This window comes from Yinghuangia sp. YIM S10712 (assembly GCF_051388935.1).
Taxonomy (GTDB): Bacteria; Actinomycetota; Actinomycetes; order Streptomycetales; family Streptomycetaceae; genus Yinghuangia.
Window position 1 is genome coordinate 18,156 of the sequence record NZ_JBPKBI010000014.1, and the last position, 25,904, is coordinate 44,059.

Sequence of the window (25,904 nt, forward strand, 5' to 3'; positions counted from 1 at the left end):
CGGTTACGACCTGACAGTCACAGCGATGCGTCGTCCGTCCGAAGCGCTCGGTCGCGCTGCTGCCGTGCGTCGACGCTCCCGGCGTCAGGGGTGTAGGCAAGGACGGCGGCCAAGTACTCGCCGATGGCGTCGCGGTTGCGGGTCAGGCAGTGGATGCGCTCGGTCATGCGGTCTTGCTCGCGCTGCAACGTCGCGATCATTTCGGGAGTCGCGTCGGGGAAGTAGATCGTCCGGGGTTTGTCGAGACACGGCAGGATCTGCCGGATGATCCGGGTCGGCAGTCCGGCGTCGAGCAGACCCCTGATCTGGACGACACGGTCGACGTTGCGCTCGTCGTACTCGCGGTATCCGTTCGGTGAGCGGTCGGCAGCGATCAGGCCCTGCTCCTCGTAGTACCGCAGGAGTCGCCGCGAGGCACCGGTGCGTTTCGACAGTTCTCCGATGCGCATATGACCCACCTCACAGAGGACATCACCTTGACCCTCACACCAATGTGAGGGTTCGAGCCTAGCCATACAGCAGACCGGCAGACACCACAGCCCATACGAGGTGAGTTCCATGGACAACCGACTCTTCGACTACAGCCCTGTCGTCGACCGGCAGCCGCTCCACTGGCCGGACGGCGCCCGCATTGCCTTCTACGTCGGACTGAACGTCGAGCACTACCGGATCGATCGCCCGTCGACGAGCATCTTCGCCGACACCCGGCACCTGGCCCCCGACCCGCTCAACTATGGCTGGCGCGACTACGGGCCGCGCGTCGGCATCTGGCGGTTGATCGACACCCTCGACCGCCACCGCGTCCGCGCCAGCGTCATGCTCAACTCGGACGTCGCCGCCCGTTACCCGCAGATCATCCGTGCCGGCCGGGAACGTGACTGGGTGTGGGCAGCGCACGGCAAGAACAACTCCATCCTCCAGGCCGACATGACGGCCGACGAGGAGCGCGCCTACCTGACCGAAGTGGTCGACACCATCGCCGAAGCCACCGGCCGCAGGCCCCGCGGCTGGCTCGGGCCGGCACTCACCGAGACCTTCCGCACCCCCGAACTGCTCGCTGAATTGGGGCTCGACTACGTCCTGGACTGGGCCAACGACGACCAGCCCTACCGGCTGAACGTTCCCGGCATGCTGAGCGTGCCGTACTCCATCGAGATCAACGACATCCAACTGTTCGTCGGCAAAAGCCTCAGCGGCCCCGACTTCGTCCGCATCGTCACCGACCAACTCGACCAGCTCCACGCGGACGCCACCGAAAGCGGTCGCGTCATGTCCCTGGTCCTGCACCCGTTCGTCATCAACCAGCCGTTCCGGCACAAGTACCTGGACCAGGCACTCGAATACGTAGTGAACCATCCCGGCGTATGGGTGACAACCAGCGACGACATCGCGGACCACTACCGGAAAGTCACACAAGCGCCGGCGGATTCGGACACGACAACGAGCCGATGAGCGGGTCAGGGCACCATAGTGGGTTTCAGGCGGGTGGCTCGACGTCGTTCGGACTTGGGACACCCATGGCTGTGTCCCACCAGGCCGGGTAGACGGGTTGGATTTCGGTGGCCGCGTCGAGCGCCGCGAGCTCGTCGTCGTCGAGTTTCAGTGTGGCGGCGGCGAGGTTGTCGTCGAGCTGCTGCAACGAGCTTGCGCCGATGATGACCGAGGTGATGCCCGGCCGGGACAATGTCCAGGCCAGTGCGACCTGCGCGGTGGACACGCCGCGCGACACAGCGATCCGCTCGGTGGCGTCGAGAGCGCGGGCCCCGAGGTCGGGAGCCACGGGAGGGAACGTGTGCTTGCTTCGACGCCCGCTGTCCGCGCCGTCGCGGTAGCGTCCGGTCAGGTACCCGCCTGCCAGCGGGCTCCATACGATGACCCCGACGCCGTCGGCCCGGCACTGCGGGATGAGTTCGTGTTCGGCTTCGCGCCCGACGAGTGAGTAGTAGAGCTGGGCGGCGCTGAACGGCGTGCGGCCCAGTGCCCGTTGGTGGGCCACTGCCGCGGACGTCTCCCAGGCGCGGAAGTTGCTCGTGCCGACAGCCCGGACCAGGCCGCGCGTCATGAGGTCGTCGAGCGCGCGGAGGGTCTCCTCGATGGGCGTCGTGCGGTCGGGGCAGTGAAGCTGGTAGAGGTCGATGTGATCGACGCCGAGCCGACGGAGACTGTTCTCGCACGAGGCGACCACGACGTCGTACGCCAGCGCCCCCGGTCGCGGAGACCCGAAGCCGACCTTGGTGGCGATCAGCACGTCGTCGCGTCGGTGTCGTACACAGGCGCCGAGTATTTCCTCCGACTGGCCGGACGCGTAGACGTCGGCCGTGTCGATCAGGTTCACCCCTGCGTCGAGCGCCCGGTCGATGATCGCGCGGGCACGCTCGCGGTCGACGGTGGCGATCGGCGGCATCCCCGAGCCGAACGTCATCGCCCCGAGGGACAGCTTGGAGACCTCCAGCCCACTTGTGCCAAGGCGTCGGCGTTCCATCGGCTTGTCTCCCAATCCTTGGCATGGCTGCCGAACAGCAGCCGATCGTGACCTCGGCGGCGGGCGGCCCGCCGCCGGATTTCCTCGGTGGCGGCCGAGGGGTGGGGAATGTCCGAGGTCACCGCCGCATCTTGGCGAAGTCCCAACTCACGATCTTCTCGGGCGTGATGCGGAGCCAACCGTGTCGGCCGTCATAGTGGAACGGACGTCCCGCCGCGTACTTGTCGGCGAACAGCTTCTCCGGAACCGCGAGCGCGTCGACCGGCTCCCCGGTGCGAGGCACCTCTCCCACAACCTCGGCGGTGCCCTGCAGTTCGACACCGCGCAGGCTCATGAAGTCCTTGCCGCCGTCGTCGACGATCACGCCGACCCGCGGGTCCCGGACGATGTCGGTCCAACGCTGGCTGCGCGTCAGGGAGTTGAGCCACAACGCAGCGCCGTCCCAGACGAACCACAGCGCGCTGACATGGGGTCGGCCGCTGACACTGACCGTGGCGACCCGTACGACCGGCTGGGATTGCAGGAAAGCGTCCCGCTCCTCCTCGGTCATGGCGATGGCCTTGCCTTTGCGCTGTGTACTCATGTCCCTCAATCTTCCGGGTGGTCGGCCGCCGGACTTGTCGGTTGACGAAGTCCGGCGACCGAGAAGGGTCTTCCGCAGCCGAGAGTCCGAAACGGTTCGGCTCTTTCGGAGTTCAGGCGACGACGTTGCGTATCTTGAGGTCGAGGACGGCCTCTGTGCCCAGGCCCAGTTCGGCGAGCACCTCGTCGGCGTGCTCGTTGAACGTCGGCGCGCGTCGCGGCGTCGGCGGTCGGCCGTCGAACTGCACGGGCGCTGCCGCGAGCCGGAACGGAACACCCGAGGCGGTCGCGCACTCCTGCACGTATCCGTTCGCCACGGTCTGCGGATCCGCGGCAGCCTCAAGCGTGTCCTGCACCACCGCCCACTGGCCGGTGAAACCAGCCAACTTCTCCCGCCACTCGCTGAGCGGGCGTTCGAGGAAGACTTCGCGAAGGATGGCGATCGCCTCGCCGCTGTTGGCCAGCAGAGAGGCTTGGTCCGCGAAACGCGGGTCGTCGGCCAGCTCGGGCCGACCGATCGCCTCACAAGCCGGCCGCCAGTACCTGCCCGCCTGGAGGCACGTGAAGGACAGCCAACGCCCGTCCCGGGTTTGGTAGTTGCGACTGAGCGGGTTGGACCCCTGCTTGTCGGGCGGCGGTGGGGCCCAGGGCACGTCGAGATGCAGCGACAGTGCGAGTGCCTGGCCCATCGACCACATCGCGGTGCCGAGCAGCGAGACGTCCACGGTCGTGGCCTCGCCGGTGCGTTCGCGGTGGAACAGCGCGCTCGTGATCCCACCGGCGATGGTCATGGCCCCGATCGAATCCCCGAAGCCGGGAGCCGGCGGAACCGGCACGTGGCCGTATTCGGGGCGCATCACCCCGGCAGCCGCGCCGGAACGCGACCAGAACGCGAGGGAGTCGTACGCGCCGCTGTCGGCGTCGGGCCCGCGCTCGCCCTGGCCGGTGCCGCGCACGTAGATGATGTGCGGATTGTGGGCCCGAATGTCCTCGACATCGATCCGCAGCTTGGTGCGGACGCTCGGCAGTTTGTTGGTCAGGAAGACGTCCGCCGTCGCAGCGAGCCGGTACAAGATCTCCCGTCCCGCCTCGGACGTCAGGTCCAGGCCAAGACTGCGCTTGCCCCGGTTGGAATGCTCGAACAAGACGTGCACGTCGTCCGGCACCACCGCGATGCCGGAGGACGCGAGGCCGCGCATCGCGTCGCCGCGCTCGACGTGTTCGATCTTGACGACGTCGGCGCCCCAGTCGGCCAAGAGCGCGGAAGCCGCAGGGACGAAGGTGTGTTCGGCGACCTCGAGAACACGAACGCCGCGCATCACCGCGGTCATGGAAACCTCCTACATCGACGCTGCGCCTCGACGTCCGGGACGCGCCACCCGGGGCCCGGCCCTGGCCGGCTTCCCCGCACCGCACACGGGCGATCGGGGCCGAACCGGCGCCCTGAAACCGCACGCCCGCCTTTTGCAAACGTTGCTCGCATTTCATCGTGAGTATGCGAGCGCCGCTCGCATAGTGTCAAGGTGTTGTTGAATGGCGGCGTGCACCAGCAGCATTCACCCGACAAGCCCGACGACGGGCCCCGCCGCCCCGACCACGGCGCAGCCACACCCGCCGAGCCCGGGTCGGCACGCTGGTGGGCCGAACGCCTCGCCGGAAACCGCACACGCCGCCCCCGCGCGGGCGGGCTGTCCACCACGCGCATCGTCGACGCGGCTTTGGAGGTCCTGCGCGCGGAGGGAGTCGAGGCCCTGACGGTACGCGCGGTCGCCGACCGCCTGGACACCACGAGCGCGTCGCTGTACCGGCACATCGCGAGCCGCGACGAGTTGATGGCGCTGATGGCCGATCACGTACTCGGAGACATCCGGGTCACACCCACCGGGCGCGGCTGGCGCGCGGACGTCGAGGCCCTCATGGGCGAGCTGCGCCGGGTACTCCTCGCCCAGCCGCTGCCCGCATCCGCGGGCCGAAGCGGGTCGGGATACGGACCCAACGCCCTGCGCCTCATCGATGCCGCGCTGGGCATGTTCCTCGAAGCGGGACTGCGTACCCGTCAGGCGGCTTTCGCGGCGACCACCATGATTCAATTCGTGGCCGGTGTCGTCGACATCGAGCGCAGCGCCTTCGGCCGCGGAGCGAGAGGAGCGGTCCGCGCCGACGGCTTCGACCAACTGCTCACCGTCCTGCCCGCCGAACAGTTCACCGCCCTGCGGGCAGCCGGCGAGGCGTACCTGTGGATGCCCGCCGAGGAGGTCTTCGCCTACGGCATGAGCCGTTTCCTCGACGGCATCGCGGGCCAACTCCCCGGCAACTGAACGGCGTTCGACACCCACGGTCCGGTTCGCCGACGTGGTGGCCGATTCGTTCCGGTCCGTGGCCACGGTACATTCCTGCCGCGGACACGGCTGTTCGGGTTTCCGCGCTTGAACCGGTCACGCGCGGCCAAACGATCTGACGCCGCATCAGGTCACCTCCGGGCTTCGACCGTTCGGCGGGCCTTCGTCGCACTCCCGGATTCCGTTTCCTGCGCCCGGCCGCCTCGTTGAACTGATTGCGTGATTCGAAGAACGGCGTGGAGGAGGCGGTTGTGCGTCGGAATGGTCGCCGGTACGCGTCACCCACGCGGCCGAGGTGATTGGGGCGATCCGTGATGGCGCGGAGCGGGCAAGCGGTCGGTGCCAAGCAGGACGCCGCGTTCGTCGGGTGTTCGGTGACCTTCGCGGTTGTGGTCCTTGCTGCGATCGTCGCGGCCGTCGTCGTGGTCGGCCAGTGGCTCTGGGGCCGCCTGACCGCGGATGACCCGCCGCCGTTCAAGTGGGAAGAGGTGGTGCGGGTGACGAGTGCACCCGCATCCTTCGACGACGGCGTCAGGCCGAAGGATCGCGAACGCCCGCATGACGAGAACGAGCCTTTCGGCATGAACGATGTCAAGGACGCGATCCACGACGACTTCTATCCCAAGCTGGGGAACAAATCCGCTGAGGTGGCCATCGACTGTGGAGGAGCGACGCTCGAACAGTTCCAATTCGAGTGCATCGCAAGCCACAACGACCTCAAGGTCCCCTATTCGGTGCGCATTTCGAACCTCCGCCGCACCCCCCAATACATCCTGGAGCCCGGCTCGGGCCAGTCGTACACGGGTCTGGCAACCTGGGAACAGGAAGTAACCCCCAAGGTCTCGCCTCTTTTCCGCGATGCAGTGCACCTGAGGCTCTGGAACCAGGCACATCACGACGAAGACAATCCAGGCACGGATCTGGCATGCGATCCCATGCCGGAGATTTCATTGCTCGCCCCCGGCACCGTCACCAACTACCGCTGCCACTTCAAAGGCGAATTCGGCGAATGGGCGACCTACCGGGTATCGCTGAATGCTCATGGAGAAGCTTCCATTCAACTCGACTACGACGACGAGGCTCGATAGCCGCGGCTGATGGCCGCGACGTCGCAGTGAGGTCGATGCCGTGGCGCAGTCCGGTCGACCAGGCGCCGCACGATACGCGCATGTCGATTCGAGGCGACGGCTCGCCGCCGGACGCCGCGCACTGCGACCGGCGGTTGGAACAGCGCAGCAGGCGCAAGGTCAGTTCGGTCGCTCCGACTCGGATCAGCCGACGCGTTCGGCGAGCACCAAGTCGCCGGTGCCGGCGCCCAGTTCGCCCGCTGCCCGGAGGATCAGGCCGAGCCCCCGGTGCCGTCGGCGGCGACGGCCAACACGGTCCGGGTGAGCCAAGCCTCGGCCCGAACCCTGCGGCAGCCCGGCAGAGTTCCCCACATCGGACTCGTTGTCGCGTTCCGCCTCGCGGCGTCGGCCGATGTGCCCACCTGTGCCCGGCATCCCCGAACAGACTCCAATCGGCCTCCGTGGTGGGCCTCGCCCCGCGCGGCAATGTCCACCCGAATCGACTCGGGGTCTCACTGCCGTGTGGCGTCCGGGAAGCGCAGGACGTCCAACGGCGCGGCCGACGCAACCGCGCCGGCCGCCCGGAACTCGGCGATGCACGGCGTGATGGGGCCTCACGGAGCCGATACGCGACTGGAGCCGACTAGTGGAGAGATTCTCTCCACTTCTGCTACGGTCGACGACAAGTGGAGATAACTTCTCCACTTGACTGGGCGTCGGAGTCGACCGAGGGGGATCTGGATGGACCGCCGCGCAACTGCCGCCTCGTTCGGCCGCTTCACCATCTGCGGCGGCGGCCTCGGCCTGCTGTCCAGCGCGGCACTGCTGGTCCTGGCCGGCGCGATGCCCATCACCGTCGCGAACGCCCTTGTCACGGTGGTGTCCACGCTGCTGGCCAACGAGCTGCACAGCAGGTTCACGTTCCGGCGCGGCGCGGCAAGCGTCCGCGTGCACGTGGAGTCGACCGGCACGGCCGTCGCCGCCTACCTCGTCACCACCGGCGCACTGCTCGGCCTCGACCTGACCGTCTCGGAGGCCTCGCCACTCACCCGGCAGGCCGTCTACCTCGCCGCCTCAGGCCTCGCCGGCGTCGGTCGCTTCGTCGCCCTCAAGCTCGTCGTCTTCGCCCGTGCCCCTCGTCCGCTCGACGTCCTCGGGCACAGCCACCCTGCACAGACCCGCGGGCACCTCACCACCGCGGCCTGAGCAGCCACAACACCCGCCTCTACCTTGCCGATCCGTCTCGGGAGACCATCGTGTCCACTACTCCACAGCCATCCGCCCCGGCGCTCACACCCGCCCGCCGCCGCGGGGTGCTCGCCGTCGTCCTGGTATCGCTGGCGGTCGTGGTGTCCGCCGTTCCCTCGCTGAACGTCGCCCTGCCCGGCCTCGCGCAGGACACCGGCGCCAACCAGACCCAATTGCAGTGGATCATCGACGCGTACGCCCTGGTCTTCGCCGGACTTCTCCTCCCCGCGGGCGCGATCGGCGACCGGTTCGGCCGCAAACCCGTCCTCGTCGCGGGCCTAGCACTCTTCGCCGCGGGCGCGTTCGCTGCGGCCACCGCCGACAGCCCGAGCACCATCATCATGCTGCGCGGGTTGTCCGGTGTGGGTGCGGCGCTGGTCATGCCGACCACCTTGTCCATCATCACCAGTTCGTTCCCGGCCGCCGAGCGCGGGAAGGCAGTGGGCGCCTGGATAGGCGTCGCCGGCGCGGGAGCCGTCTTCGGCCTCCTGACCTCCGGCCTGCTCCTGGAGTGGCTTTCCTGGCCGTCGATCTTCGTCTTCGGCGGGATCCTCGCCGCGCTGACGCTCCTCGCCGCCGTCGTCGTCATCCCGAACTCCCGTGAGTCCTCCGCCCCGCGCATCGACGCCGTCGGCGGTGCGTTGTCGGCGCTCAGCCTCGCCGGGATCGTCTTCGGCACCATCGAAGGCCCGCACCGCGGCTGGACCGACCCGGTCACCCTGGCCGCGTTCGCCGCCGGCGTGCTCGGCGGCGCACTGTGGCTGGCCTGGAGCCTGCGTACGACCGATCCCATGCTCGACCCGAGGCTGTTCCGGGTGCGCGGCTTCACCACCGGGGTGTTGTCCATCACCGTGCAGTTCTTCGTGTTCTTCGGGATGGTCTTCATCGTCCTGCAATACCTGCAACTGATCCTGGATTACAGCCCCTTGCAGGCCGGCCTCGCGATGACTCCCATGGGCATGGTCCTCGGCGGCCTCTCCCGCCGCGCGCCCCACATCGTCGGCAAGATCGGCGTACGCCGGGCCGCGGGCACCGGCCTGGTCCTGATGACCGCGGGCGTACTCGTCCTCAGCCTTCTCGACGCCGACACGTCGTACTGGCTGGTCCTGGCCGGCCTGCTGCCGATCGGCGCCGGCATGGCCCTGGCCACGGCACCCGCCACCACCTCCATCGTCGATTCGCTGCCCGCCCACAAGCAGGGCGTCGCCTCCGCGGTCAACGACGCCGCCCGCGAAGTCGGCGGCACCCTCGGCATCGCCGTCCTCGGCAGCATCCTCAACAACGGCTACCGCCAAGGCGTCTCCGACAACGCCCCGGCCGGCCTCCCGCCCGAGGCAGTCCACACCGCCCAGGAATCCCTCGCCGTCTCACAAGCCGTCGCCGAACGCCTCGGCACGCAAGGCGAAGCACTCGGCCGCGCAGCCGTCGACGCCTTCATCGACGGCTACTCCGTCGCCTACCTGGCCTCCGCGGCGCTCCTGCTCGTCACCGCCGCAGCCATCCTCCGCTTCGGCCCCCGCCGCACCACCGCCGAAGCCGGCACCGCCCTCGCGGAAACCGCCCCCTCACCCCGCAAGACCCCCGCCGAGACCTCAGACCACGCAGGCATCCCCGACTGATCCAGCCCGCCGACCCACCCATTACGCGATCACAGCCCCCACTCGACCGGCAACGGCCGGCCACGGAAGGCCAGTTGCCGCACGAGGGCTGAGAGCAGCAGCGCAACTCGCGACGACGGCCCGCCCCTCCACGGGCGGGCCGTTCGATGCGCGCTGCGAGAGATGCACGACTGTCTCCGTGGCCCCGCCGGTTTCGGCCATCGCGGTCAGCCCTCCTCGCCGGTGAGTTCGCTGATGAGGACCTTGATGCGCTTCTCGATCTCGTCGCGGATCGGGCGCACCGCCTCGATGCCCTGCCCGGCCGGGTCGTCGAGGGCCCAGTCGAGGTAGCGCTTGCCGGGGAAGATCGGGCACGCGTCGCCGCAGCCCATCGTGATGACGACGTCGGACGCGTGCACCGCCTCGGTGGTCAGCACCTTGGGGGTCTGGTCGGCGATGTCGATGCCGACCTCCTTCATCGCCTCGACCGCGACGGGGTTGACGCGGTCACCCGGGATGGATCCGGCGGAAAGAACCTGGACGCGGTCGCCGGCGAGGTGGCGCAGGAAGCCCGCGGCCATCTGGGAGCGGCCCGCGTTGTGGACGCAGACGAACAGCACCGAGGGCTTCTCGGAGGACATGCGGTGTTCCTTTCACGGTGGCGGTCAGCAGCGGGCTGAGGCAGTCGGGTGTGGACCGTGGCGGTGGCCGCGAGCCTCAGGTACGAGCCCTCGACCACGGCCCGGACCACTGCGGTCGGGAACACCCCGGCCTACCTGTCGGTCAGCCGGCGCACCGCGCCGTCGACCGGCGCGGCGGGCACGAGATCGGCGACCGACACCACGGCCCGGGCTCCCTTGCACGGTCGGGGTGTTCGGCCTTGCACGGTCGGGGTGTTCGGCGGGTTTACACGTCCTTGGCGGACGCGGTGTCGCGGCGGCCGTACAGCACCGCGACCAGCGCGATCCCGACGGCGGCGCCGACCAGCTGCGCGCCGACGAAGCCCGGCACCGATCCGGGCGCTATCCCGGCGAAGGTGTCGCTGAAGGCCCGGCCGACGGTCACCGCAGGGTTCGCGAACGAGGTGGAGGAGGTGAACCAGTACGCCGCGCCGATGTAGGAGGCGACGGCGACGGGCGCGGACCTGAGACGTCCTGTGCGGGCCAGCCCGAAGATCAGCAGGATCAGCCCGGCGGTGGCGACGACCTCGCCGAGAAGCAGGTGTCCGGCGGAGCGCTCGTGGGACGACCAGTCGACGAGCGCACGATCGAACATCGCGTCCGCGAGGACCGCGCCGCCGATCGCGCCGGCGGTCTGCGCCGGAAGGTAGGCGGCGACGTCGCGGCCGGTGACGCCGGAGCCGCCGCGGCGGGCCGTCCACCACTCCGCGAGGGTGACCACCGGGTTGAAATGAGCGCCGGAGACCGGGCCGAGCAACAGGATCAGGACGCCGAGCCCGAGGACGGTCGCGATCGAGTTGGCCAGCAGCTGCACGCCGACGTCCTGGGTCAGCTCGGTGGCCTGGATGCCGGAGCCGACCACGACGGCGACCAGCGCGGCCGTGCCGACGAACTCCGACAAGGCACGGCGGGCCAGCGCGACGCGCGGCGGCATGCCGCCCGAAGCGGGGGCGACATCCTCCGCGACAAGCGCGGTCGTGGGGGCGGGGGCGGGCGCGGTCACGCGCTCGGGTCCAGCAGCCCGGACAGCGCAGCGACCGCGGCCGGGGCAACCTTGTAGAACACCCAGGTACCGCGCCGCTCGGAAGTCACGAGACCGGCATCGCGCAGCTTCTTCAGGTGGTGCGAGACGGTCGGCTGGGAGACCCCGACGTCCTGGATGTCGCACACGCACGCCTCGCCGCCCTCGTGCGAGGCGATCAGCGAGAACAGCCGCAGCCGCACCGGGTCGCCGAGCGCCTTGAACATCACGGCGAGCTTCTCCGAGTCGGCTGCACCCAGCGGCTCACGCGCCAACGGTGCGCAGCAAGGCACCGCTCCGGCGTTCGCTTCCAGGATCGGAAGCTGCTTCAGATTCGACATACGTCGATATTGACACCCGTCGATCAGATGCGGCAAGAGCCGCAATCGACAACTGTCGAAACAGCGCGTGAACTCGCGGTGCCCCTGCCCGCGCCTCAGCAGCCCTGTCCACCGCCACAGCCGGCCGGCGGGCAGCAGCGCAGCAGGTAGTCCTTCAGGGCGTCCATGTGCTCGATGATCCGGTTGGTGTCCGCCCGGTAGCGGACCGCCTTGCCGTCCCGCACCGACACGAGCAGGCCGCCGCGCCGCAGCAGCGCCAGATGCTCCGACGCCGTGGACTGGCCCATGCCCGCCAACTGGGCCACCTCGCCGACGGTCAGCTCGGCGTTTCCGGCGAACAGCGCCATCACCCGCTGTCGGGTCTCGCTCGCGAGCGCCTTGAGAAAGTCGCCGGTGCCGTCGCCGAGCCGCGGCGACGCGGCTCCCGGGCCCTGGGGGTCGGCGTCCGGGGCGGTGGGCATCGCTGCACCCCACTTCTTTTCGTCTTTTCCCGATATGACGATGCTACATTGCGGGCATGGAATCCGCTGACCTGGTGATTGTCGGGGGCGGCGCCTCCGGTCTGTCCACCGCCCACGCCGCCCACAGGCTCGGCCTCGCCCCCGTCGTCCTGGAAGCCGGACCCGAACCGGTCGGGTCGTGGCCGCACTACTACGACAGCCTCACCCTCTTCTCACCCGCCCGGTCCTCCGGCCTGCCCGGCCGGCCCTTCCCCGGCGCCCCGGACCGCTACCCCACCCGCGACGACGTCGTCGCCTACCTGCGCGACTACGCAGCCCGGCTGACCGCGCACGCCGCAGCCGACATCCGTACCGGCGTCCGCGTCACGCACGTCTCCCGCGCCGCGGACGGCCGCGGCCTGGTCGCGCACACCGGCGCCGGCGACGCGTTCACAGCGCGGTACGTCGTCGCCGCCACCGGCGGGTTCGGTCGCCCGTACACACCCACGCTCCCCGGCGCCGACCGGTTCGCAGGACGGATCCTGCACGCCGCCGACTACCGCTCGCCCGAGGAGTTCGCCGGGCAGCGCGTCGTCGTCGTGGGCGGCGGAAACTCCGCCGTGCAGATAGCCGTCGACCTCGCCGACACCGCCCGCGTCACCCTGGCCTCCCGCGCGCCCGTGAGATGGGTCCGGCAGCGAATCCTCGGCAAGGACCTGCACTGGTGGCTCGCCCGCACCGGCCTGGACACCGCGCCGCTGTCGCGCCGACTCGGCGGCACCACCATGCCCGTCGTCGACGACGGCCGCCACCGCGCCGCCCTCGCCGCCGGGAAGCCCGACCGCAGACCGATGTTCACCGGCCTGACCCCGAACGGCGTCCGGTGGGCGGACGGCACCGGCGAGCCGGTCGACACCCTCGTCCTCGCCACCGGCTACCGCCCCGACCTCGGCTACCTCGAACCCGTCGGCGCCCTCGACGCCGACGGCCGCCCCCTGCACCGGGCCGGGGTCTCCACCGCCGTCCCCGGCCTCGGCTACGTCGGCCTCGAATGGCAGCGCAGCCTGTCCTCCGCAAGCCTGCGAGGCGCCGCCCGCGACGCCCAACACGTCCTCACCCGGCTCGACGCTCCGGCAAAGCGCCGCCGACCAGCCGGGTCCAGATTCGACAGTCGTCGATATTGACATGAGTCGATGTAGGTGCCAATCTCGGGTGTATCGACAAGCGTCGAATCAGTACGGCGCACCACACCCACCGCAACCCCGGAGGCAGCCATGTCCCGCGTCCAACTCGCCCTGCGCGTCGCCGACCTCGACGCCTCGATCGCCTTCTACAGCAGGCTCTTCGGCACCGAACCCGCCAAACTCCGCGACGGCTACGCCAACTTCGCCATCGCCGAACCGCCCCTCAAGCTCGTCCTCATCCAGGGCGCCGACGGCGAACCCACCGTCATGGACCACCTCGGCGTCGAGGTCGAGACCACCGAGCAGGTCACCGCCGCCACCACCCGTCTCGCCCAAGCCGGACTGGCCACCGTGGAGGAGAACGACACCGCCTGCTGCTACGCCGTGCAGGACAAGGTCTGGGTGCACGGCCCCGGCGCCGAACCCTGGGAGGTCTACGTCGTCAAGGGCGACGCCGACCGGATGGCCAAGGACGCCGACAGCTCCTGCTGCCTGCCCGCCACCGACACCGGCGTCCCCGTACCCGCGAACACCGGCAACCTCATCGACCTACAGCCCGCCAACTCCGGCGGCTGCTGCGGCTGAACCGCCGGCACCACGGCCCTGCTCCCCGCCGGTCCCGCACCCCGCCGGTCCCGCCCGTGCGGGGCCGTCACCGGGCAAGTCCGCCCAGGCCATGAACCCGTCGGCGACTCGACCCCGATTCACACGAACCAGCGAACGCCGCAGGAGCCCTCCCCGATGCTGTCGGGGAGGGCTCCTGGGTGTGGCACGTTCCCAACTCGGCGGTGGCGCCGAGGAATAGACGAAGTGTCCAATTACCGCCGACGTTTGGGCGTGCGCCTGCTCTCTGTGTCACGGTTGTGACCCGACGCACGGTGCGTCGGAGGGGAGTTCGCGTGACTTTGTCGAAGCAAGCACGGTTTCGAGTCGGGGCGGCACTGGGGGTTGCCGGTGTCGTCGTACCGTTGTCCGTCGTGATGGGGGCTCCGGCCGCGCAGGCGGCAGAGGCGTGCAGTGCCGGGACGGGAACCCACCAGAAACAGGTCGAGCAACTGCTCGGGCTGAAAGTCGACGGGGTGCAGTCCTCCGCGGACTGCCAGGCCATCCGCACATTCCAGATCCGGCACGACGTCTGGCCCCAGTACGGCTACGCCGGCCCGCTCACCGCCGCCAAGGCGACCTATGTGAAAACACAGCAGGACGCGAAGCAGAACCCCAACAAAAACGGCCAGTGCCCCACCAATGTGGGCCGCGTCGCATGCGTCGACCTGACCCGGCAGATCAGTTGGATCCAGGACGGCTCGAAGGTCGTGTCCGAGCCGGTCCCGGTCCGCACCGGCCGTGACGGCAACGAGACGCGCCCCGGCCTGCACAAGGTCTACTGGCGCAACAAGGACCACGTGTCGACGCTGTACGGCTCTCCCATGCCGTACAGCCAGTTCTTCGACGGCGGCATAGCCTTCCACGCCACGCAAGCCGGCATGTGGTCGCCGCCCGGGTCCCACGGCTGCGTCAACATGACCATGAACGACGCCAAGCGGTACTGGAGCATGCTCAAGGTGGGCGACGAGGTCTACGTCTACGGGACCAAGCCCGGCACCTGACCCGGCGGCCCTCGCCGGGATGCACGAACACCATGCCGCTGCCGGGCGTTCGTGCATTCCGGCGAGAGGCCCTGCACCAGGACGTCATCGAACCCCGAGCACTGTCACAAGTGCCGACCGAGTGTGTACGCCTGTGCGCGGGATACGCGGGTCCGCGAGCCGCGCCCGAGGCCGGTGCCTCCGCGGGGGAGACAGTCGGGGACGGCTCAAGCGCTGAGAAGGCGGTTGAAGAACGAGCGGTAGTGCTGGAGTGCCACCCTCAGATCCTCGGTCGCGACGTCCGATCCCCGCGCCCACTGACTTTCGAGACCGTCCTTGTGGGACGCGAACGTTCGCGCCAGTGTCTGCATCACCTCGGCGACCAGCGCGTCCGCGGAGCGGACGGAGTCCTTCGGACGATCGACGAACTCCGACTGGATGTTCCGCCATGCCGTGCGGAACTCCTCAGTCTCGTGGGCATCGAGCAGCGGTCCCGTGTCGTCGTGCCGATCCGTCGACGGCATACCCGACCTGTCCCGCTCGGCTGCCTTCGAAGTCCCGTTCCGCGAAGCGGCGTTGGCGTGCATGTCGGCCGTGGCCTCGCCCGGGAAAGCCGGCCGCTCGTCCGCGTCGCCACGTCCGGGGCGCTGCTCGTTTTCCTGTACCCCGGCGAGCTGTTCGGTCGTCGGCCTGCCGTCCCGCGCGTCTCCCGCCTCGGAGCGGGGAAGGCCCGTCTGCTTGTCTCCGTGTCGCATGTCGATCAGCTCATCTCGTCGATTCGTTGGTCCACCGCGTGCGCGTCGCCGACCGACCCGGTCACGAACGCCGGCCCGCGGTGAGCAGTTCGTTGAACACCGCGCGGTAGTGCACCATCGCGCCGCGCAGTTCCTCGGTGGTCGCCTCGTGCGCGGTCGCACGCTTGTGGACCTCGTGCGCGTCGCGGTAGTGCTCCAGCGTGCGGCCGTGTTCGACCGACAGGTCCTTGATCCGCTGCTCGTACCCTTCGGTCGGGTAGCCGCGGTCGTTCATCAGGCGCGTGACCAGCACATCCGCTTCCGCGACGGCGTCGTCCGGCGTATCCACGAAGTGCTCTTGGACGGCACTCCACTCCTGCGCGTACTGCTCGCGCGCGGCCGGGGGCAGCGGTTGGATATCCAGGCTGTCGTGCCGTTTCCGGCGGGCGCGCAGCTCACGTTCGGCCGCCCGCCGACTGCCTTCGGCGCGAACGGTGCGGTCGTACTCCGGCCCGAAGCGCTCGCGCAACTCCCGCCGACGGCCGTGCATCCACATGACCGCCGCCAGAATCAGCAGAACGCCCAAGACGGCGACGATGATGCCTATGACTGCTCCTGTGGACATGGGTACTCCCGAATGTGGGGGCGCATCCCCCTCGTAGCCGCGCACTTCCCGACACCGCATCACCGAAACAGGCGAACTCCCCTGTTTCGTCGAGTAGATCGGGGGCACGCGCGCTGCACCACGTCATCGCCCGCGACGCGTACGATGCAGCGTCTCGCGTGCCGACGGGAGCCCGACGACGCGACCAGGCCGTTCGCTTCGGATCGTCTGATCGCGCCAGGCGCCCACACCCTGGCGACCGGACGTACCTTCCGAGCCGAGAGGCCCGGAAGGCTGAGATCCCTTGGGAATCAAAGCAACGGAAGTTCCGCAGACGTGCCGCCTGCCGGTGGCCTACCGTCGTTCCGGGGCCGCTGCCTGCCGGTGGGGATTGCGCACGGCGGGGGCCGGGTGTGGGTCCTTGACGAGGGGGAGCCGTGTATTCGCCGTTCGATGGTCCGGGTTATGGTGCACCGCCGCCGTCGCGTCGCGGGAGGCGATGGCGGGTGGGTTGGGGCGGGCGTTTCGATTTGGGGAACTACCGGTCGGAGCCGCCTGGTTCGGTCGGGAGCCGGGTCACCGCGCGGGTGATCGACGCCGTGGTGCTCGTGTTTCTGCTGGCGGGTGCGTGGATTGCGTTGGTGGGGCAGTTGCGGACGCAGACGTACCGGCTCCCGCGCGAGATGTTCGCCGAGGCCTTCGCCGGGGCCGCCGCCGAAGGCACCTCCGGCGTCCAGGCCGGCGCGGCGCGGGCGGTCGACGGCGCCGTGCAGGAGACCACCGACATGCTCGCGGTGGTCCTGGTGCTGCACATCGTCGTCCCGGTCGTCTACGAACTCGCCTTCCAGCTGATGCTGGGGCGCACCCCGGGCAAGCTGGTCTGCGGGCTGCGGGTCGTCCCGGCCACCGGCTACGACGACCGCGCCGGGGTCGTGCGCGGCGCTGTCCGCGCCACGGTGTTCATGGGTGCCCCGCTGACGCTGGTGTTCCTCGCCTGCCACGCCTCCGCACTGAACCGCGACACCCTCGCGACGGTGTACGCGATCGGGTTCCTGGCCGTGTGTGCGGCGTTGTGGCTGATGACGCTCCCCGCACGCCGGGGCCTGCACGACCTGGCGAGCGGCACCGTGGTCATCTCCACCCAGAGGTTGAACCGGCTCACCGGCCGCTTCGGCGCGTAACACCTCCGCGGCGCGGAACGCCTTTGTCGGCAGGGGACTTGGCTCGGCCGACCTCGTGACTGTCCGGAAACGTGGCCGGCAACGCGTGGTCCCGCGCCGCCCAAAAGCGCCGCCCCCACTGCCCCGCAGACACCGTCCGCCGGCCTGCCGCGCCGAACGGCACCAGACGCGGCAGGCTCCGTCTCGCCCGGCTGTGCCCGAGGCGGCAACAGTCGGCACAGCGGTGAACAGATCCACCAGGGTTCGAAAGGAACGACGAATGACAACAGCCAGGCGACCCGTCGGCGGCACAGGCATCGTGGCCGTCGCCGCGATGCTGACGGCGCTGCTGACGGGCTGCGACCAGTCGCCGTCGCCGTCCTCCGGCAGTGCGGCGCAGAGCTCCGCGCAAGCACAGCAAACCGAGGAGACCACGACGGCACCGGCGGAGAAGGAATCCTCACCGGCCACGGCCGACGGACAGGCGTCGGGCATCGTCTTCGCCGCGCTCCAGGACAGCTCCTGGATCGTCGCGGCCATCGCCCCCACCACTGGCGAGACAACCTATGAGGCCACCTTCTCCCCTGCCGACGGCGACGTCAGGCTTGATGCGAGCTTCCGGCAGATGACCGGCGGCGGGCCACTTGCCGAGCGGGCCCTGTTCTCGCCCGACCTGCGGCGCGCGGTGGCGTACCGGATGACGGCCGACGGCTCCGAACACGTCGGCTGGATCGACCGCGAAGGGACGTTCACCGATGTCACCGCAGCCAACACGACAGAAAACGGCTTCGCCTCCACCTTCCGGGACGACACCCCCTCCTTCGGGCCCGACGGTGCCTTCTACTTCGCGCGCCGCGAACCCGACGGCAGCGGCTGGAAGACCGATCCGACCATCTGGCGGCTGACCGGCAGCGAACCGGGCGGCGCGGTCTCCGTCGAAAAGCTCGATGACGTCAACTACTACGTCGATGCGACCTCCGACGTGGAACCGCTGTGCGCCGGCTGCTCCCCGTTCCGCACCACCGGTGACCCGAACCTCGGTGCGTACCGAGTGACGGACTTCCTCGACGGCGACGAGTACCTCTCGACCGACACCTACCACGCGATGGTCTACCGGTCCCCCGTCAAACCGAAACAGGACACGAGTCTGATGGACTGGGGAACCGACGGCACACCGCTCATCCCGGAAACGAACCGGACTGTCTGGGCGCCGGTCGCCGACCCGCAAGGGGGACAGGTCGCATTTCTGTCCACGGCCGTCGACCAAGGGCCCACCGTCCCGCCTGAGCTCTACATCGTCGACGCCCGAGGCGGGACCCCCCGACTCGTGCCCACCGGCCCCGGCCCCCTGGGAGGCGCGAACCCGACGCTCCTCACCTGGCTGTGACCTCCGCCCACGGGCTCGTCCCGCCACAATGGTCCGCGACCGGCAACCGGCCACCGCCCCGGCGCCGGGGACCGCGCCCACCGGCCTCCCGCAGCCGCCGCGCACCGACCGGCGGCTCGGCGTACGGGATGCCCGCGAACCCCGCCCCCGAGCCCGGTCGGGGTGGGAGCGGTCTCGCGCCGACACCCCCGACTCCGCGCGGCGTGCCCGTTGTGACCCCGCGTGATCGTTAGCATCCCCCTACGCCTCGGCATGACCACGGCCGTCGCCCATGAGCGGTCCGGCAGGCCGTTTGCGGACCGCCCCTCCGAATCGCGCGTCAAAGGGAGAGCCATGTCCATCCGACAGGAACAGCTGTCCGATCCCGCTGTACGCGCGTTGGTCGAGGCGGTCAACGCCAACGACCGGGAGGCGTTTCTCGCCGTCCTGACAGCCGACGCCACGATGTCCGACGACGGCTCGGATCGAGATCTTCATCAATGGATCGACAAGGAGATCTTTTCCGCCGGTGGCCGCATGGACATCCAGGATGAATCGGACGGCGGGCGCGCACTGACCGTGCTCTTCACCAATGACACCTGGGGCACGATGCGCACCCGGTGGAAGTTCGTCGTGGACGGCCGGCGGATCACCCGCTTCGAGACCGGGCAGGCCTGACCGCCACGCCACACGACCCGCCGCCGTGAAGAAGCTGTCGCAGCGAAGCCGCCGGAACAAGCCGGCGGACCATCTCAGCTCCCCGGCGGCACCGGCCACTGCCACTGGCGACGCAACCCGTCGCAGCACGCCACAGAACCAAGGAACAGGCTTCGCACATGGACACCACCGCGCAAATCGGCGTCACCGGACTGGGTGTGATGGGCCGTAACCTGGCCCGCAACTTCGCCCGCAACGGCTACACCGTCGCCGTCCACAACCGCACCGAGGCCCGCACCCGCGCACTCGTCGACGAGTACGGAGGCGAGGGCCGGTTCGCCGCGGCCACCACACCCGAGGACTTCGTGGCCTCACTGGAACGCCCCCGCCGCCTGATGATCATGGTGAACGCGGGCCAGGCCACCGACGCGGTGATCGACGAGTTCGCCCCGCTGCTGGAGCACGGCGACATGATCATCGACGGCGGCAACGCGCACTTCGCCGACACCCGCCGCCGCGAGGCCGCCCTGCGCGAGCACGGGATCCATTTCGTCGGGACGGGTGTGTCCGGCGGCGAGGAAGGCGCCCTCAACGGCCCCTCGATCATGGTCGGCGGCTCGGCGGAGGCGTACGCCGTCGTGGGCCCGATGCTGGAAGCCATCAGCGCCAAGGTCGACGGCGAGCCCTGCTGCACGCACATCGGCGCCGACGGAGCCGGACACTTCGTCAAGATGGTCCACAACGGCATCGAGTACGCCGACATGCAGCTCATCTCCGAGGCGTACGACCTCCTGCGGCACGTCGGCGGCCACGCACCCACCCGGATCGCGGAAATCTTCCGCACGTGGAACCAGGGCCGGCTCGACTCGTACCTGATCGAGATCACCGCCGAGGTCCTCGCACACACCGACGCGGAAACCGGCGGCTCCTTCGTCGACATCGTCGCCGACGCGGCCGGGCAGAAGGGCACCGGCCGCTGGACCGTCCAGACCGCCCTGGACCTCGGCTCACCGGTCACCACCATCGCGCAGGCCACCTTCGCGCGCGTCGCCTCCTCCCAGGCCGAACTGCGCGCCGCCTACCGCGGACTGCCCGGCGTCATCGAGCCCGAGCTCGGCAGCAGCGAGGCCGAACGCTTCGCCGCGCAGGTGGAGTACGCCCTGTACGCGTCGAAGGTCATCGCCTACGACCAGGGCTGGAAGATGATCCAGGACGCCGCCGCCGAGTACGGCTGGGACGTCGACCTGGCGGCGGTCGCCAGAATCTGGCGTGGCGGCTGCATCATCCGAGCGGCGTTCCTCGACCGCATCCGCGCCGCGTACACCGCCCAACCCGGCCTGGTGAGTCTGCTGGACGAGAAGGACTTCGCGGAGGAGATCACCGACGCCCAGGCGCCGTGGCGGGAAACCGTCGCCGGCGCGGCCCGCCGGGGCGTCCCCGCCCCCGCCTTCTCCGCGGCGCTCGCCTACTACGACACTCTGCGGGCCGACCGCCTCCCGGCAGCCCTCGTCCAGGGCCAGCGCGACTACTTCGGGGCCCACACCTACCAGCGGACCGACCGCCCCGGCACGTTCCATACGCACTGGGCCCAGCCGGGACGCCCCGAGACGACGGCCTGATCCGACAACCGTGCCTGACGTTGTGTCAGCTCCTTGGGCCGGCTTCGCCCAGCAACCGACGGCACGGCCTCGACGTCTGACACCGAGTCGACGAAGCCCGAGCCCGGCATGCGGAAAGACCATAGGACTGCCCCGCAACGAAATGCCGCGGGCCCTCGGTTGGGGCCGGTCGAGTGAGACCGTGGCGCTCGGAATGCCGGAACCGGCCGGCCCGGCAACGCTGGGACCCATGACTCTTCACAACCGTTCTCGTCTCGGCCGCGTGGTGCCGGCGGCGGCACTGGTCTCGGCACTGGCCTCGGCACTGGGGGCGCCACCTGCCGCGGCGTCCGCAGTTGGGGTCCACAGCGGGCGGGCGGGTGCGACGGCAACATCCCCGGACACGCCCGCACATGTGGTCGACGAAGTGCAGATCGCGCACCGGCAGCTCGACCTGACCATCCTCTCCCCGTCCCTGGCCGGCACCGGCAAAGTGCGCGTCCTCACTCCGGACGGATGGGACTCACGACGCCCCGGCGACCGGTGGCCGGTGCTCTACCTGCTCCCCGGCGGCGACGGGGACTACGAGACATTCACCCGCGACTACCGCATCGCTGACTGGCCGGAGCTGCGCAACACACTGGTCGCCATGCCCCAGATGCCGTTCTACGGCTTCTACAGCAACTGGTGGAACGGCGGCGCGGGCGGCGCGCCGGCCGTGGAGACCTTCCACCTCGACGAGGTGCGCACGATCCTGGAACGGGACTACGGCGCGGACCGACAGCGTGCCGTCGCCGGAGAATCCCAGGGCGGGTACGGGGCGGTCAAGTACGCGGCACGCCGTCCGGGAATGTTCCACGCCGCCGCGAGCTTCAGCGGCTTCCTGCACCCTCTCCAGCATCCCGAGGCCATCCGGGGCGGAGCCGAGTTCCTCGGGGTGGAGTGGCGCGATCTGTGGGGCGACCCGGTCCGGCAGCGCCGCATCTGGGAGGAGAACGACCCCTACTACCTCGCCGAACAGCTCCGCGGCACACGGGTCCACATCGCCGCCGGCGACGGCACTCCGGGCGCCCTCGACCCGCCGGGAACCGAGCCGGACCCGGAGATCCCCGTGTTGGAAGACCTCGCCCCGTTGTATCCCGACGAGGTGATCTCGCTGACCGAGGCCGTCATGGGCGACGAGTCCCGAACAGTGGCCCGTCGACTCCAAGAGGCCGGAGTGCACGTCACCACCCACTTCTACCGGGGCACCCACAGCCCGCAGTACTGGGAGCGCGAGCTGCGCCAAACGCTGCCCATGTTGCTCGACCCGCTGTCGGCACCTTCCGGCTCCACCACCGCCGTCGCCCCCGAAAACGCTTGAAGCATCCGAACCGGTCACCAACACCCGCGGAATTACCGGTCGTTCGCGAATCGATCGAGGGCGCGGAGTATTTCCTTGCGGGTTGTGGCGGTGCCTCGGTGGCCGGCGTCCTCGACGACCGTCAGGTGCGCGTCGGGCCAGGCGCGGGCCAGTTCCCACGCGGTGTGCAGCGGGCCGCCCATGTCGAGGCGGCCGTGGACCAGCGCCCCGGGGATCCCGGCGAGTTTCCCGGCGTCGCGCAGCAGCACGCCTTCCTCAAGCCAGGCGCCGTGCGAAAAGTAGTGCGTGCAGATGCGGACCAGGGCACGGCGGGCAACAGGCGGGCGAGCGCTGTAGGGGTGGGGTGTGGTGCCGGCCTCCGCGGAGAGCACGGCGTCCTCCCAGGCACACCAGTCGGCGGTGGCCTTGTCGCGCACCGCCGGGTCGGGGTGGTTGACCAGGCGGGCGTAGGCGGCGACGAGGTCGCCGTCGCGCGGGGTTCCGGGAGCTCCGGCGAGGAACCTCTCCCACTGCTCGGGAAAGAAGCGGCCGACGCCGCGGTAGAGCCAGTCGATCTCGGAGCGCCGGGTGGTCGTGACGGCGGCGAGGACGATCTGGGCGACGCGGCCCGGGTATTGCTGGGCGTACGCGAGCGCGAGGGTGGAGCCCCACGAGCCGCCGTAGAGCAACCATCGGTCGACACCGAGGTGTTCCCTCAGCAGTTCCATGTCGGCAATAAGGTGCCAGGTGGTGTTGTGGCGCAGGTCGGTCGCCGGGTCGGCGGCGTGCGGGACGCTGCGCCCGCAGCCGCGCTGGTCGAACAGAACGACCCGGTAACGATCCGGGTCGAACAGCCGGCGCGCGTTCGTGCCGCAGCCGGATCCCGGCCCGCCGTGCACCACCAGCGCCGGCTTGCCGGCGGGGTTGCCGCAGATCTCCCAGTACACGAACTGACCGTCGCCTACGTCGAGTAGGCCAGTGTCGTACGGCTCGACCGGCGGATACAGCTCACGCATACGCGGGACCGTCCTGACGGATTGTCACATCACCTGGCCACCCCGACGGTTGGCCGGACGGCCGACACAGCTTACAACGGCTGTCAGAATGAGTTGATTTGCCGGTTGGTGATGAGGGAGCACACCGGTTTGAGGAGTGCTTCGTGGATGCCTGCCCGGCGTTCCCGGCGGATGCGGAACTACTGCGGCCGCTTCGTGGTGAAGAGTTCGGCGAGGTGAGCGGAGGCGTGCTCGTCAAGACGGAACAGGTCGTTTCCGTTGGAGGCCGTACCGCACGGGTCGACGTGAACCGGCTGCCTGCTGCGGCCCTCTCCGTTGAAGACAACCAGGTACTGGTGATCCGGGCGTTTCTGCTCGCATGCCACCATCACAGCTCCCGAGGAGTTGGGGAAACGTGCGCTGCGGTTGAGCGCGGCCGCGAACGCGCCGGCGTCGGGCAGCGGGCGCGCACCGTCCAGATCGGCTCGCCGCGTCCGAGTTCGGTCCTGGACCAGGTACCGACACGCCACGGCCGAGTCCGGGTGACCGGCAACGAGTTCGTCGGTCTGCCCCGACGGAAGGCCCACGTCTCTGCCGGTGTTCCAGGTGTCGATCCACAGCGGACAGCCCTGTGCGTCCCACGGGGCCGGGGGAACCGGCGGCGGTACCGGGCCGGGGACAGGGGTCGCAGCCGCCTGCGGCGTACCCGGCGTCTCGGTCGCGGCCGGCGTCGGAATCCGGTCCTGTTCGCCCTCCCCGATCAACCACGGAACCACCAGGCCGATCGCCCCGAGTACGACGACCCACGCGAGCCACCGCCGCGTCCACACCGGCAGTTGCTGCCGGGCTACCGGCTCCTCCGTCGCGTCCACCACGCCGCCGAGCCTTGCATACGGCGGTGACAGACGGCCGCGTTCCTTCCGGCACGGGGCCTTGCGTACACCAAGATTGGATCACCGCGGCCCGCGGCGGATCGGCGCGGCACCCGCGGCTCGGACGTCGGCGCAGTCTCGCACGACACCAGGTGCCGGCGGTCGCGTCGTCGTGGCCGGGGAGGCCGGGCCCGTCGCGGGGCTGAGGCGGTGGTACGTCGCGAGTATCCCTACGGGGGCTGGAATCGCTGCTCATCTCGATGCTGGGGGCCTGCCTGGGGATCGTGCTGGGCGGGCTCCTGGCATGGGGAATCCTCGGCACGCTGGAGTCCGAGGTCCCCGACCTCCGCCTGACCGTGCCGTGGGACAACGTGGCGGTATTCCTCGGACTCGGACTCGCCGTCGGCGTCGGCGCCGCGGTGTGGCCGGCCCGGCGCGCGGGCCGCATGGACGTTTTGGCGGCGATCAGGACGGAATGAGGCGGGCGGCGGGGCGCCTGCCGGATACGGGACTCGGTTGAGCCACGCTCGCCCACGAGGCCCGCGTACACCAGGGGCGCTCACGGCCCCATCAGACACCAACCGGCCACCCCACCGACCAGGCTTCTGCGACACCGCGTTCGGCGGCCACCGTTGGCGGTGAACGCTGCCGACGACCGAACTCCGGGCCGTGCGGTACTGCCTTGCGGGGACGCCGACCACACGCTGCCGCCGCCGCGGTCCACAACCCTGGGTCGGCCTGGCTGCCGCTCCGAAACGGGCCGTCAACTCAACGCTGTCTCAAGCCGCTCCAGCAGTTCCAGGGCCGGACGGTCCAGCGAGCGACCGCTGTTGGCCAACAGCACCACGCCGACGCCCTGGTCGGGTGTGAGCCCGACGAACGAAGAGAAGCCGCCGGTACGGCCGTTGTGCCAGAACCGCCGGTGGTCCTTGTCGCGTACCGGGGTGCTTATCCAGCCCAGGTGCGACCGCATGTACGGGCCGACGGCGAATTCGGTCTCGCGTGAAAGACGCACGGCGTCCGCCAAGACACCGTCGTCCGACCTGAGTTGGGCACGTACGAATGCGGCGAGGTCGGCGGCTGTCGAGCGCAGGCCGCCTGCTCCCGCCAGATCCACGAGGTTCCACGGCGGGACGGGTTTGCCGCGTCGGCTGTGGCCCTGGGCGAACCGGCGGCTGCGTTGGCCGTCGATGGTGATGACGGTGTCGTGCATGTCCAGCGGATCAAGGATTTCGCGGCGCACGAGGGATTCGTAGTCGAGCCCCGCGCGTTCGGCGAGGGCGAGGCCGAGCAGACCTCCGCCGAGGTTCGAGTAGCGGTAGCGCCGTCCGGGGGTTGCTCCCAGCTTCGTTTTTTCGAGGCCGCGCAGCAACATGTCCGCGGTGCATCCGGCATAGGGGTCGGGCGTCGACGGGCGCAGGATCGCCTTCGCGAGCATGCCCTTCGGGAGCCGCGGCAGCCCGGACGTGTGTGTGGCCAGGTGTTCCGGTTTGATGTGACAGCCGTCCCGGGAGGGCACGTGTGTCCCGGGCGGGAGCAGGTCGGCCAGCGGCTCGTCCAGGCCGACTGCGCCCGCCGCGACGAGCCGGGCCAAGGCGAGTGCGGTGAACACCTTGGTCACCGAACCGATTTCGAACAGCGTCTCGGCGCCGGGGCTGTCGCTGTCGCTGTCGGCGGCGCCGACCCGCCCGGCACCGCGGATCTCAGCGGTGTCCCCGGCGACAACCGCGACCACGATGCCGACGTGGCTTCGCGCGATCCGATCAGCTGTGTTCCGGGCGAGGGCTGCGAGGTCAGTCATGCCGACCATCCTGGCCGAGGAACACTGGCTGCGACACAGCCGCTCCGGCTGACCGGCACGCGACTCCTCCAACACCGCCTGCCAAGCCCGCTCGGCGCCCTCGTCCACCAAGAGGCCACCCCGGTGCCGGGCCGTCGGAACCACCGTGTTCCTGAAGGGCCACTACACGATCGGAGCCGACAACTCGGTTCGCTTCCACAAGGTCGG

Annotated in this window: 28 protein-coding genes; 14 read left to right on the plus strand and 14 right to left on the minus strand. The window is 69.9% G+C overall.

What is annotated here, in order from left to right; all coding sequences use genetic code 11:
- Nucleotides 1–17: 17 nt before the first annotated feature.
- On the minus strand, nt 18–449 hold the full coding sequence (locus ACRX5W_RS24305) for a MerR family transcriptional regulator (RefSeq protein WP_436790409.1): 432 nt from the start codon (nt 447–449) through the stop codon (nt 18–20).
- 109 nt (nt 450–558) lie between these two features.
- Here ACRX5W_RS24305 and ACRX5W_RS24310 point away from each other — a divergent pair, with 109 nt between their 5' ends.
- On the plus strand, nt 559–1,452 hold the full coding sequence (locus ACRX5W_RS24310; RefSeq protein ID WP_436790410.1) for a polysaccharide deacetylase family protein: 894 nt from the start codon (nt 559–561) through the stop codon (nt 1,450–1,452).
- A gap of 25 nt (nt 1,453–1,477) precedes the next feature.
- Here the strand turns inward: ACRX5W_RS24310 and ACRX5W_RS24315 are convergent, their stop codons facing one another.
- From ACRX5W_RS24315 to ACRX5W_RS24325, 3 genes are all read right to left on the minus strand, one after another.
- A complete protein-coding gene (locus ACRX5W_RS24315) occupies nt 1,478–2,482 on the minus strand; it encodes an aldo/keto reductase (protein ID WP_436790411.1) in 1,005 nt (334 codons plus the stop codon).
- Between the two features lie 118 nt (nt 2,483–2,600).
- Nucleotides 2,601–3,065 (minus strand): pyridoxamine 5'-phosphate oxidase family protein, encoded by a 465-nt coding sequence (locus ACRX5W_RS24320; protein ID WP_436790412.1) that lies wholly within the window; start codon nt 3,063–3,065, stop codon nt 2,601–2,603.
- A gap of 112 nt (nt 3,066–3,177) precedes the next feature.
- Nucleotides 3,178–4,395 carry a CaiB/BaiF CoA transferase family protein gene (locus tag ACRX5W_RS24325; RefSeq protein WP_436790413.1) on the minus strand — a complete coding sequence of 406 codons (1,218 nt, stop codon included), beginning with the start codon at nt 4,393–4,395 and terminating at the stop codon, nt 3,178–3,180.
- 210 nt (nt 4,396–4,605) lie between these two features.
- Between ACRX5W_RS24325 and ACRX5W_RS24330 the strand changes: the two genes are divergently transcribed.
- Both ACRX5W_RS24330 and ACRX5W_RS24335 read left to right on the plus strand, forming a co-directional pair.
- A complete protein-coding gene (locus ACRX5W_RS24330; protein WP_436790414.1) occupies nt 4,606–5,382 on the plus strand; it encodes a TetR/AcrR family transcriptional regulator in 777 nt (258 codons plus the stop codon).
- A 332-nt stretch (nt 5,383–5,714) separates the two neighbouring features.
- Nucleotides 5,715–6,491 (plus strand): hypothetical protein, encoded by a 777-nt coding sequence (locus tag ACRX5W_RS24335; RefSeq protein WP_436790415.1) that lies wholly within the window; start codon nt 5,715–5,717, stop codon nt 6,489–6,491.
- A 183-nt stretch (nt 6,492–6,674) separates the two neighbouring features.
- Here ACRX5W_RS24335 and ACRX5W_RS24340 read toward each other — a convergent pair whose 3' ends face one another.
- Complete coding sequence (locus ACRX5W_RS24340; RefSeq protein ID WP_436790416.1) at nt 6,675–6,905, minus strand: hypothetical protein; 231 nt, start codon at nt 6,903–6,905, stop codon at nt 6,675–6,677.
- A gap of 306 nt (nt 6,906–7,211) precedes the next feature.
- Here ACRX5W_RS24340 and ACRX5W_RS24345 point away from each other — a divergent pair, with 306 nt between their 5' ends.
- Both ACRX5W_RS24345 and ACRX5W_RS24350 read left to right on the plus strand, forming a co-directional pair.
- Nucleotides 7,212–7,676 (plus strand): hypothetical protein, encoded by a 465-nt coding sequence (locus tag ACRX5W_RS24345; protein WP_436790417.1) that lies wholly within the window; start codon nt 7,212–7,214, stop codon nt 7,674–7,676.
- 50 nt (nt 7,677–7,726) lie between these two features.
- Nucleotides 7,727–9,337 (plus strand): MFS transporter, encoded by a 1,611-nt coding sequence (locus tag ACRX5W_RS24350; protein ID WP_436790418.1) that lies wholly within the window; start codon nt 7,727–7,729, stop codon nt 9,335–9,337.
- Between the two features lie 206 nt (nt 9,338–9,543).
- Here the strand turns inward: ACRX5W_RS24350 and ACRX5W_RS24355 are convergent, their stop codons facing one another.
- The 4 genes from ACRX5W_RS24355 to ACRX5W_RS24370 all read right to left on the minus strand — a co-directional run bounded on the left by ACRX5W_RS24355 (nt 9,544) and on the right by ACRX5W_RS24370 (nt 11,819).
- Nucleotides 9,544–9,957, minus strand: a complete 414-nt coding sequence (locus ACRX5W_RS24355) for an arsenate reductase ArsC (RefSeq protein WP_436790419.1) — start codon at nt 9,955–9,957, stop codon at nt 9,544–9,546.
- A gap of 265 nt (nt 9,958–10,222) precedes the next feature.
- A complete protein-coding gene (locus tag ACRX5W_RS24360) occupies nt 10,223–10,999 on the minus strand; it encodes an aquaporin (protein ID WP_436790420.1) in 777 nt (258 codons plus the stop codon).
- A complete protein-coding gene (locus ACRX5W_RS24365; protein WP_436790544.1) occupies nt 10,996–11,358 on the minus strand; it encodes an ArsR/SmtB family transcription factor in 363 nt (120 codons plus the stop codon). The genes ACRX5W_RS24360 and ACRX5W_RS24365 overlap by 4 nt, the downstream gene beginning before the upstream one ends.
- 95 nt (nt 11,359–11,453) lie before the next feature.
- On the minus strand, nt 11,454–11,819 hold the full coding sequence (locus tag ACRX5W_RS24370; RefSeq protein WP_436790421.1) for an ArsR/SmtB family transcription factor: 366 nt from the start codon (nt 11,817–11,819) through the stop codon (nt 11,454–11,456).
- Nucleotides 11,820–11,875: 56 nt separating this feature from the next.
- Here ACRX5W_RS24370 and ACRX5W_RS24375 point away from each other — a divergent pair, with 56 nt between their 5' ends.
- From ACRX5W_RS24375 to ACRX5W_RS24385, 3 genes are all read left to right on the plus strand, one after another.
- A complete protein-coding gene (locus ACRX5W_RS24375) occupies nt 11,876–12,982 on the plus strand; it encodes a flavin-containing monooxygenase (protein ID WP_436790422.1) in 1,107 nt (368 codons plus the stop codon).
- Between the two features lie 90 nt (nt 12,983–13,072).
- A complete protein-coding gene (locus ACRX5W_RS24380) occupies nt 13,073–13,567 on the plus strand; it encodes an ArsI/CadI family heavy metal resistance metalloenzyme (protein ID WP_436790423.1) in 495 nt (164 codons plus the stop codon).
- Nucleotides 13,568–13,962: 395 nt separating this feature from the next.
- Nucleotides 13,963–14,589 carry a L,D-transpeptidase gene (locus ACRX5W_RS24385; RefSeq protein ID WP_436790545.1) on the plus strand — a complete coding sequence of 209 codons (627 nt, stop codon included), beginning with the start codon at nt 13,963–13,965 and terminating at the stop codon, nt 14,587–14,589.
- A gap of 206 nt (nt 14,590–14,795) precedes the next feature.
- Here the strand turns inward: ACRX5W_RS24385 and ACRX5W_RS24390 are convergent, their stop codons facing one another.
- Complete coding sequence (locus tag ACRX5W_RS24390) at nt 14,796–15,323, minus strand: hypothetical protein (protein WP_436790424.1); 528 nt, start codon at nt 15,321–15,323, stop codon at nt 14,796–14,798.
- 61 nt (nt 15,324–15,384) lie between these two features.
- On the minus strand, nt 15,385–15,927 hold the full coding sequence (locus ACRX5W_RS24395; RefSeq protein WP_436790425.1) for a hypothetical protein: 543 nt from the start codon (nt 15,925–15,927) through the stop codon (nt 15,385–15,387).
- Between the two features lie 485 nt (nt 15,928–16,412).
- Between ACRX5W_RS24395 and ACRX5W_RS24400 the strand changes: the two genes are divergently transcribed.
- From ACRX5W_RS24400 to ACRX5W_RS24420, 5 genes are all read left to right on the plus strand, one after another.
- Entirely contained in the window at nt 16,413–17,087 is a 675-nt protein-coding gene (locus ACRX5W_RS24400) for an RDD family protein (RefSeq protein WP_436790426.1), read from the plus strand.
- A gap of 259 nt (nt 17,088–17,346) precedes the next feature.
- Nucleotides 17,347–18,453: a hypothetical protein gene (locus ACRX5W_RS24405; RefSeq protein WP_436790427.1), complete on the plus strand. Its 1,107-nt coding sequence runs from the start codon at nt 17,347–17,349 to the stop codon at nt 18,451–18,453.
- Between the two features lie 333 nt (nt 18,454–18,786).
- Nucleotides 18,787–19,110 carry a nuclear transport factor 2 family protein gene (locus ACRX5W_RS24410; protein WP_436790546.1) on the plus strand — a complete coding sequence of 108 codons (324 nt, stop codon included), beginning with the start codon at nt 18,787–18,789 and terminating at the stop codon, nt 19,108–19,110.
- A gap of 158 nt (nt 19,111–19,268) precedes the next feature.
- The gene (gene gndA / locus ACRX5W_RS24415) at nt 19,269–20,708 is read left to right on the plus strand and encodes an NADP-dependent phosphogluconate dehydrogenase (RefSeq protein ID WP_436790428.1); all 1,440 of its coding nucleotides are present in this window, start codon (nt 19,269–19,271) and stop codon (nt 20,706–20,708) included.
- Between the two features lie 229 nt (nt 20,709–20,937).
- Entirely contained in the window at nt 20,938–22,050 is a 1,113-nt protein-coding gene (locus tag ACRX5W_RS24420; RefSeq protein WP_436790429.1) for an alpha/beta hydrolase, read from the plus strand.
- A 32-nt stretch (nt 22,051–22,082) separates the two neighbouring features.
- On the opposite strand, the gene pip is transcribed toward ACRX5W_RS24420, so the two are convergent.
- Both pip and ACRX5W_RS24430 read right to left on the minus strand, forming a co-directional pair.
- Nucleotides 22,083–23,045 (minus strand): prolyl aminopeptidase, encoded by a 963-nt coding sequence (gene pip / locus ACRX5W_RS24425; RefSeq protein ID WP_436790430.1) that lies wholly within the window; start codon nt 23,043–23,045, stop codon nt 22,083–22,085.
- Between the two features lie 179 nt (nt 23,046–23,224).
- Nucleotides 23,225–23,899 carry a hypothetical protein gene (locus ACRX5W_RS24430; protein ID WP_436790431.1) on the minus strand — a complete coding sequence of 225 codons (675 nt, stop codon included), beginning with the start codon at nt 23,897–23,899 and terminating at the stop codon, nt 23,225–23,227.
- Nucleotides 23,900–24,144: 245 nt separating this feature from the next.
- On the opposite strand from ACRX5W_RS24430, the gene ACRX5W_RS24435 reads away from it, so the two are divergent.
- The gene (locus ACRX5W_RS24435) at nt 24,145–24,375 is read left to right on the plus strand and encodes an FtsX-like permease family protein (protein ID WP_436790547.1); all 231 of its coding nucleotides are present in this window, start codon (nt 24,145–24,147) and stop codon (nt 24,373–24,375) included.
- Nucleotides 24,376–24,659: 284 nt separating this feature from the next.
- On the opposite strand, the gene ACRX5W_RS24440 is transcribed toward ACRX5W_RS24435, so the two are convergent.
- Nucleotides 24,660–25,697 carry a serine hydrolase domain-containing protein gene (locus ACRX5W_RS24440; protein ID WP_436790432.1) on the minus strand — a complete coding sequence of 346 codons (1,038 nt, stop codon included), beginning with the start codon at nt 25,695–25,697 and terminating at the stop codon, nt 24,660–24,662.
- Between the last annotated feature and the right edge of the window lie 207 nt (nt 25,698–25,904).

Bases quoted from the DNA above. Each gene is read 5' to 3' on its own strand.
- ACRX5W_RS24390 (WP_436790424.1), bottom strand. From the start codon at position 15,323: ATGCGACACGGAGACAAGCAGACGGGCCTTCCCCGCTCCGAGGCGGGA.
- ACRX5W_RS24345 (WP_436790417.1), top strand. From the start codon at position 7,212: ATGGACCGCCGCGCAACTGCCGCCTCGTTCGGCCGCTTCACCATCTGC.
- ACRX5W_RS24310 (WP_436790410.1), top strand. From the start codon at position 559: ATGGACAACCGACTCTTCGACTACAGCCCTGTCGTCGACCGGCAGCCG.
- ACRX5W_RS24370 (WP_436790421.1), bottom strand. From the start codon at position 11,819: ATGCCCACCGCCCCGGACGCCGACCCCCAGGGCCCGGGAGCCGCGTCG.
- ACRX5W_RS24355 (WP_436790419.1), bottom strand. From the start codon at position 9,957: ATGTCCTCCGAGAAGCCCTCGGTGCTGTTCGTCTGCGTCCACAACGCG.
- ACRX5W_RS24365 (WP_436790544.1), bottom strand. From the start codon at position 11,358: ATGTCGAATCTGAAGCAGCTTCCGATCCTGGAAGCGAACGCCGGAGCG.
- ACRX5W_RS24315 (WP_436790411.1), bottom strand. From the start codon at position 2,482: ATGGAACGCCGACGCCTTGGCACAAGTGGGCTGGAGGTCTCCAAGCTG.
- ACRX5W_RS24405 (WP_436790427.1), top strand. From the start codon at position 17,347: ATGACAACAGCCAGGCGACCCGTCGGCGGCACAGGCATCGTGGCCGTC.
- ACRX5W_RS24410 (WP_436790546.1), top strand. From the start codon at position 18,787: ATGTCCATCCGACAGGAACAGCTGTCCGATCCCGCTGTACGCGCGTTG.
- pip (WP_436790430.1), bottom strand. From the start codon at position 23,045: ATGCGTGAGCTGTATCCGCCGGTCGAGCCGTACGACACTGGCCTACTC.
- ACRX5W_RS24380 (WP_436790423.1), top strand. From the start codon at position 13,073: ATGTCCCGCGTCCAACTCGCCCTGCGCGTCGCCGACCTCGACGCCTCG.
- gndA (WP_436790428.1), top strand. From the start codon at position 19,269: ATGGACACCACCGCGCAAATCGGCGTCACCGGACTGGGTGTGATGGGC.
- ACRX5W_RS24440 (WP_436790432.1), bottom strand. From the start codon at position 25,697: ATGACTGACCTCGCAGCCCTCGCCCGGAACACAGCTGATCGGATCGCG.
- ACRX5W_RS24385 (WP_436790545.1), top strand. From the start codon at position 13,963: ATGGGGGCTCCGGCCGCGCAGGCGGCAGAGGCGTGCAGTGCCGGGACG.
- ACRX5W_RS24375 (WP_436790422.1), top strand. From the start codon at position 11,876: ATGGAATCCGCTGACCTGGTGATTGTCGGGGGCGGCGCCTCCGGTCTG.
- ACRX5W_RS24320 (WP_436790412.1), bottom strand. From the start codon at position 3,065: ATGAGTACACAGCGCAAAGGCAAGGCCATCGCCATGACCGAGGAGGAG.
- ACRX5W_RS24305 (WP_436790409.1), bottom strand. From the start codon at position 449: ATGCGCATCGGAGAACTGTCGAAACGCACCGGTGCCTCGCGGCGACTC.
- ACRX5W_RS24420 (WP_436790429.1), top strand. From the start codon at position 20,938: ATGACTCTTCACAACCGTTCTCGTCTCGGCCGCGTGGTGCCGGCGGCG.
- ACRX5W_RS24395 (WP_436790425.1), bottom strand. From the start codon at position 15,927: ATGTCCACAGGAGCAGTCATAGGCATCATCGTCGCCGTCTTGGGCGTT.
- ACRX5W_RS24340 (WP_436790416.1), bottom strand. From the start codon at position 6,905: ATGCCGGGCACAGGTGGGCACATCGGCCGACGCCGCGAGGCGGAACGC.
- ACRX5W_RS24325 (WP_436790413.1), bottom strand. From the start codon at position 4,395: ATGACCGCGGTGATGCGCGGCGTTCGTGTTCTCGAGGTCGCCGAACAC.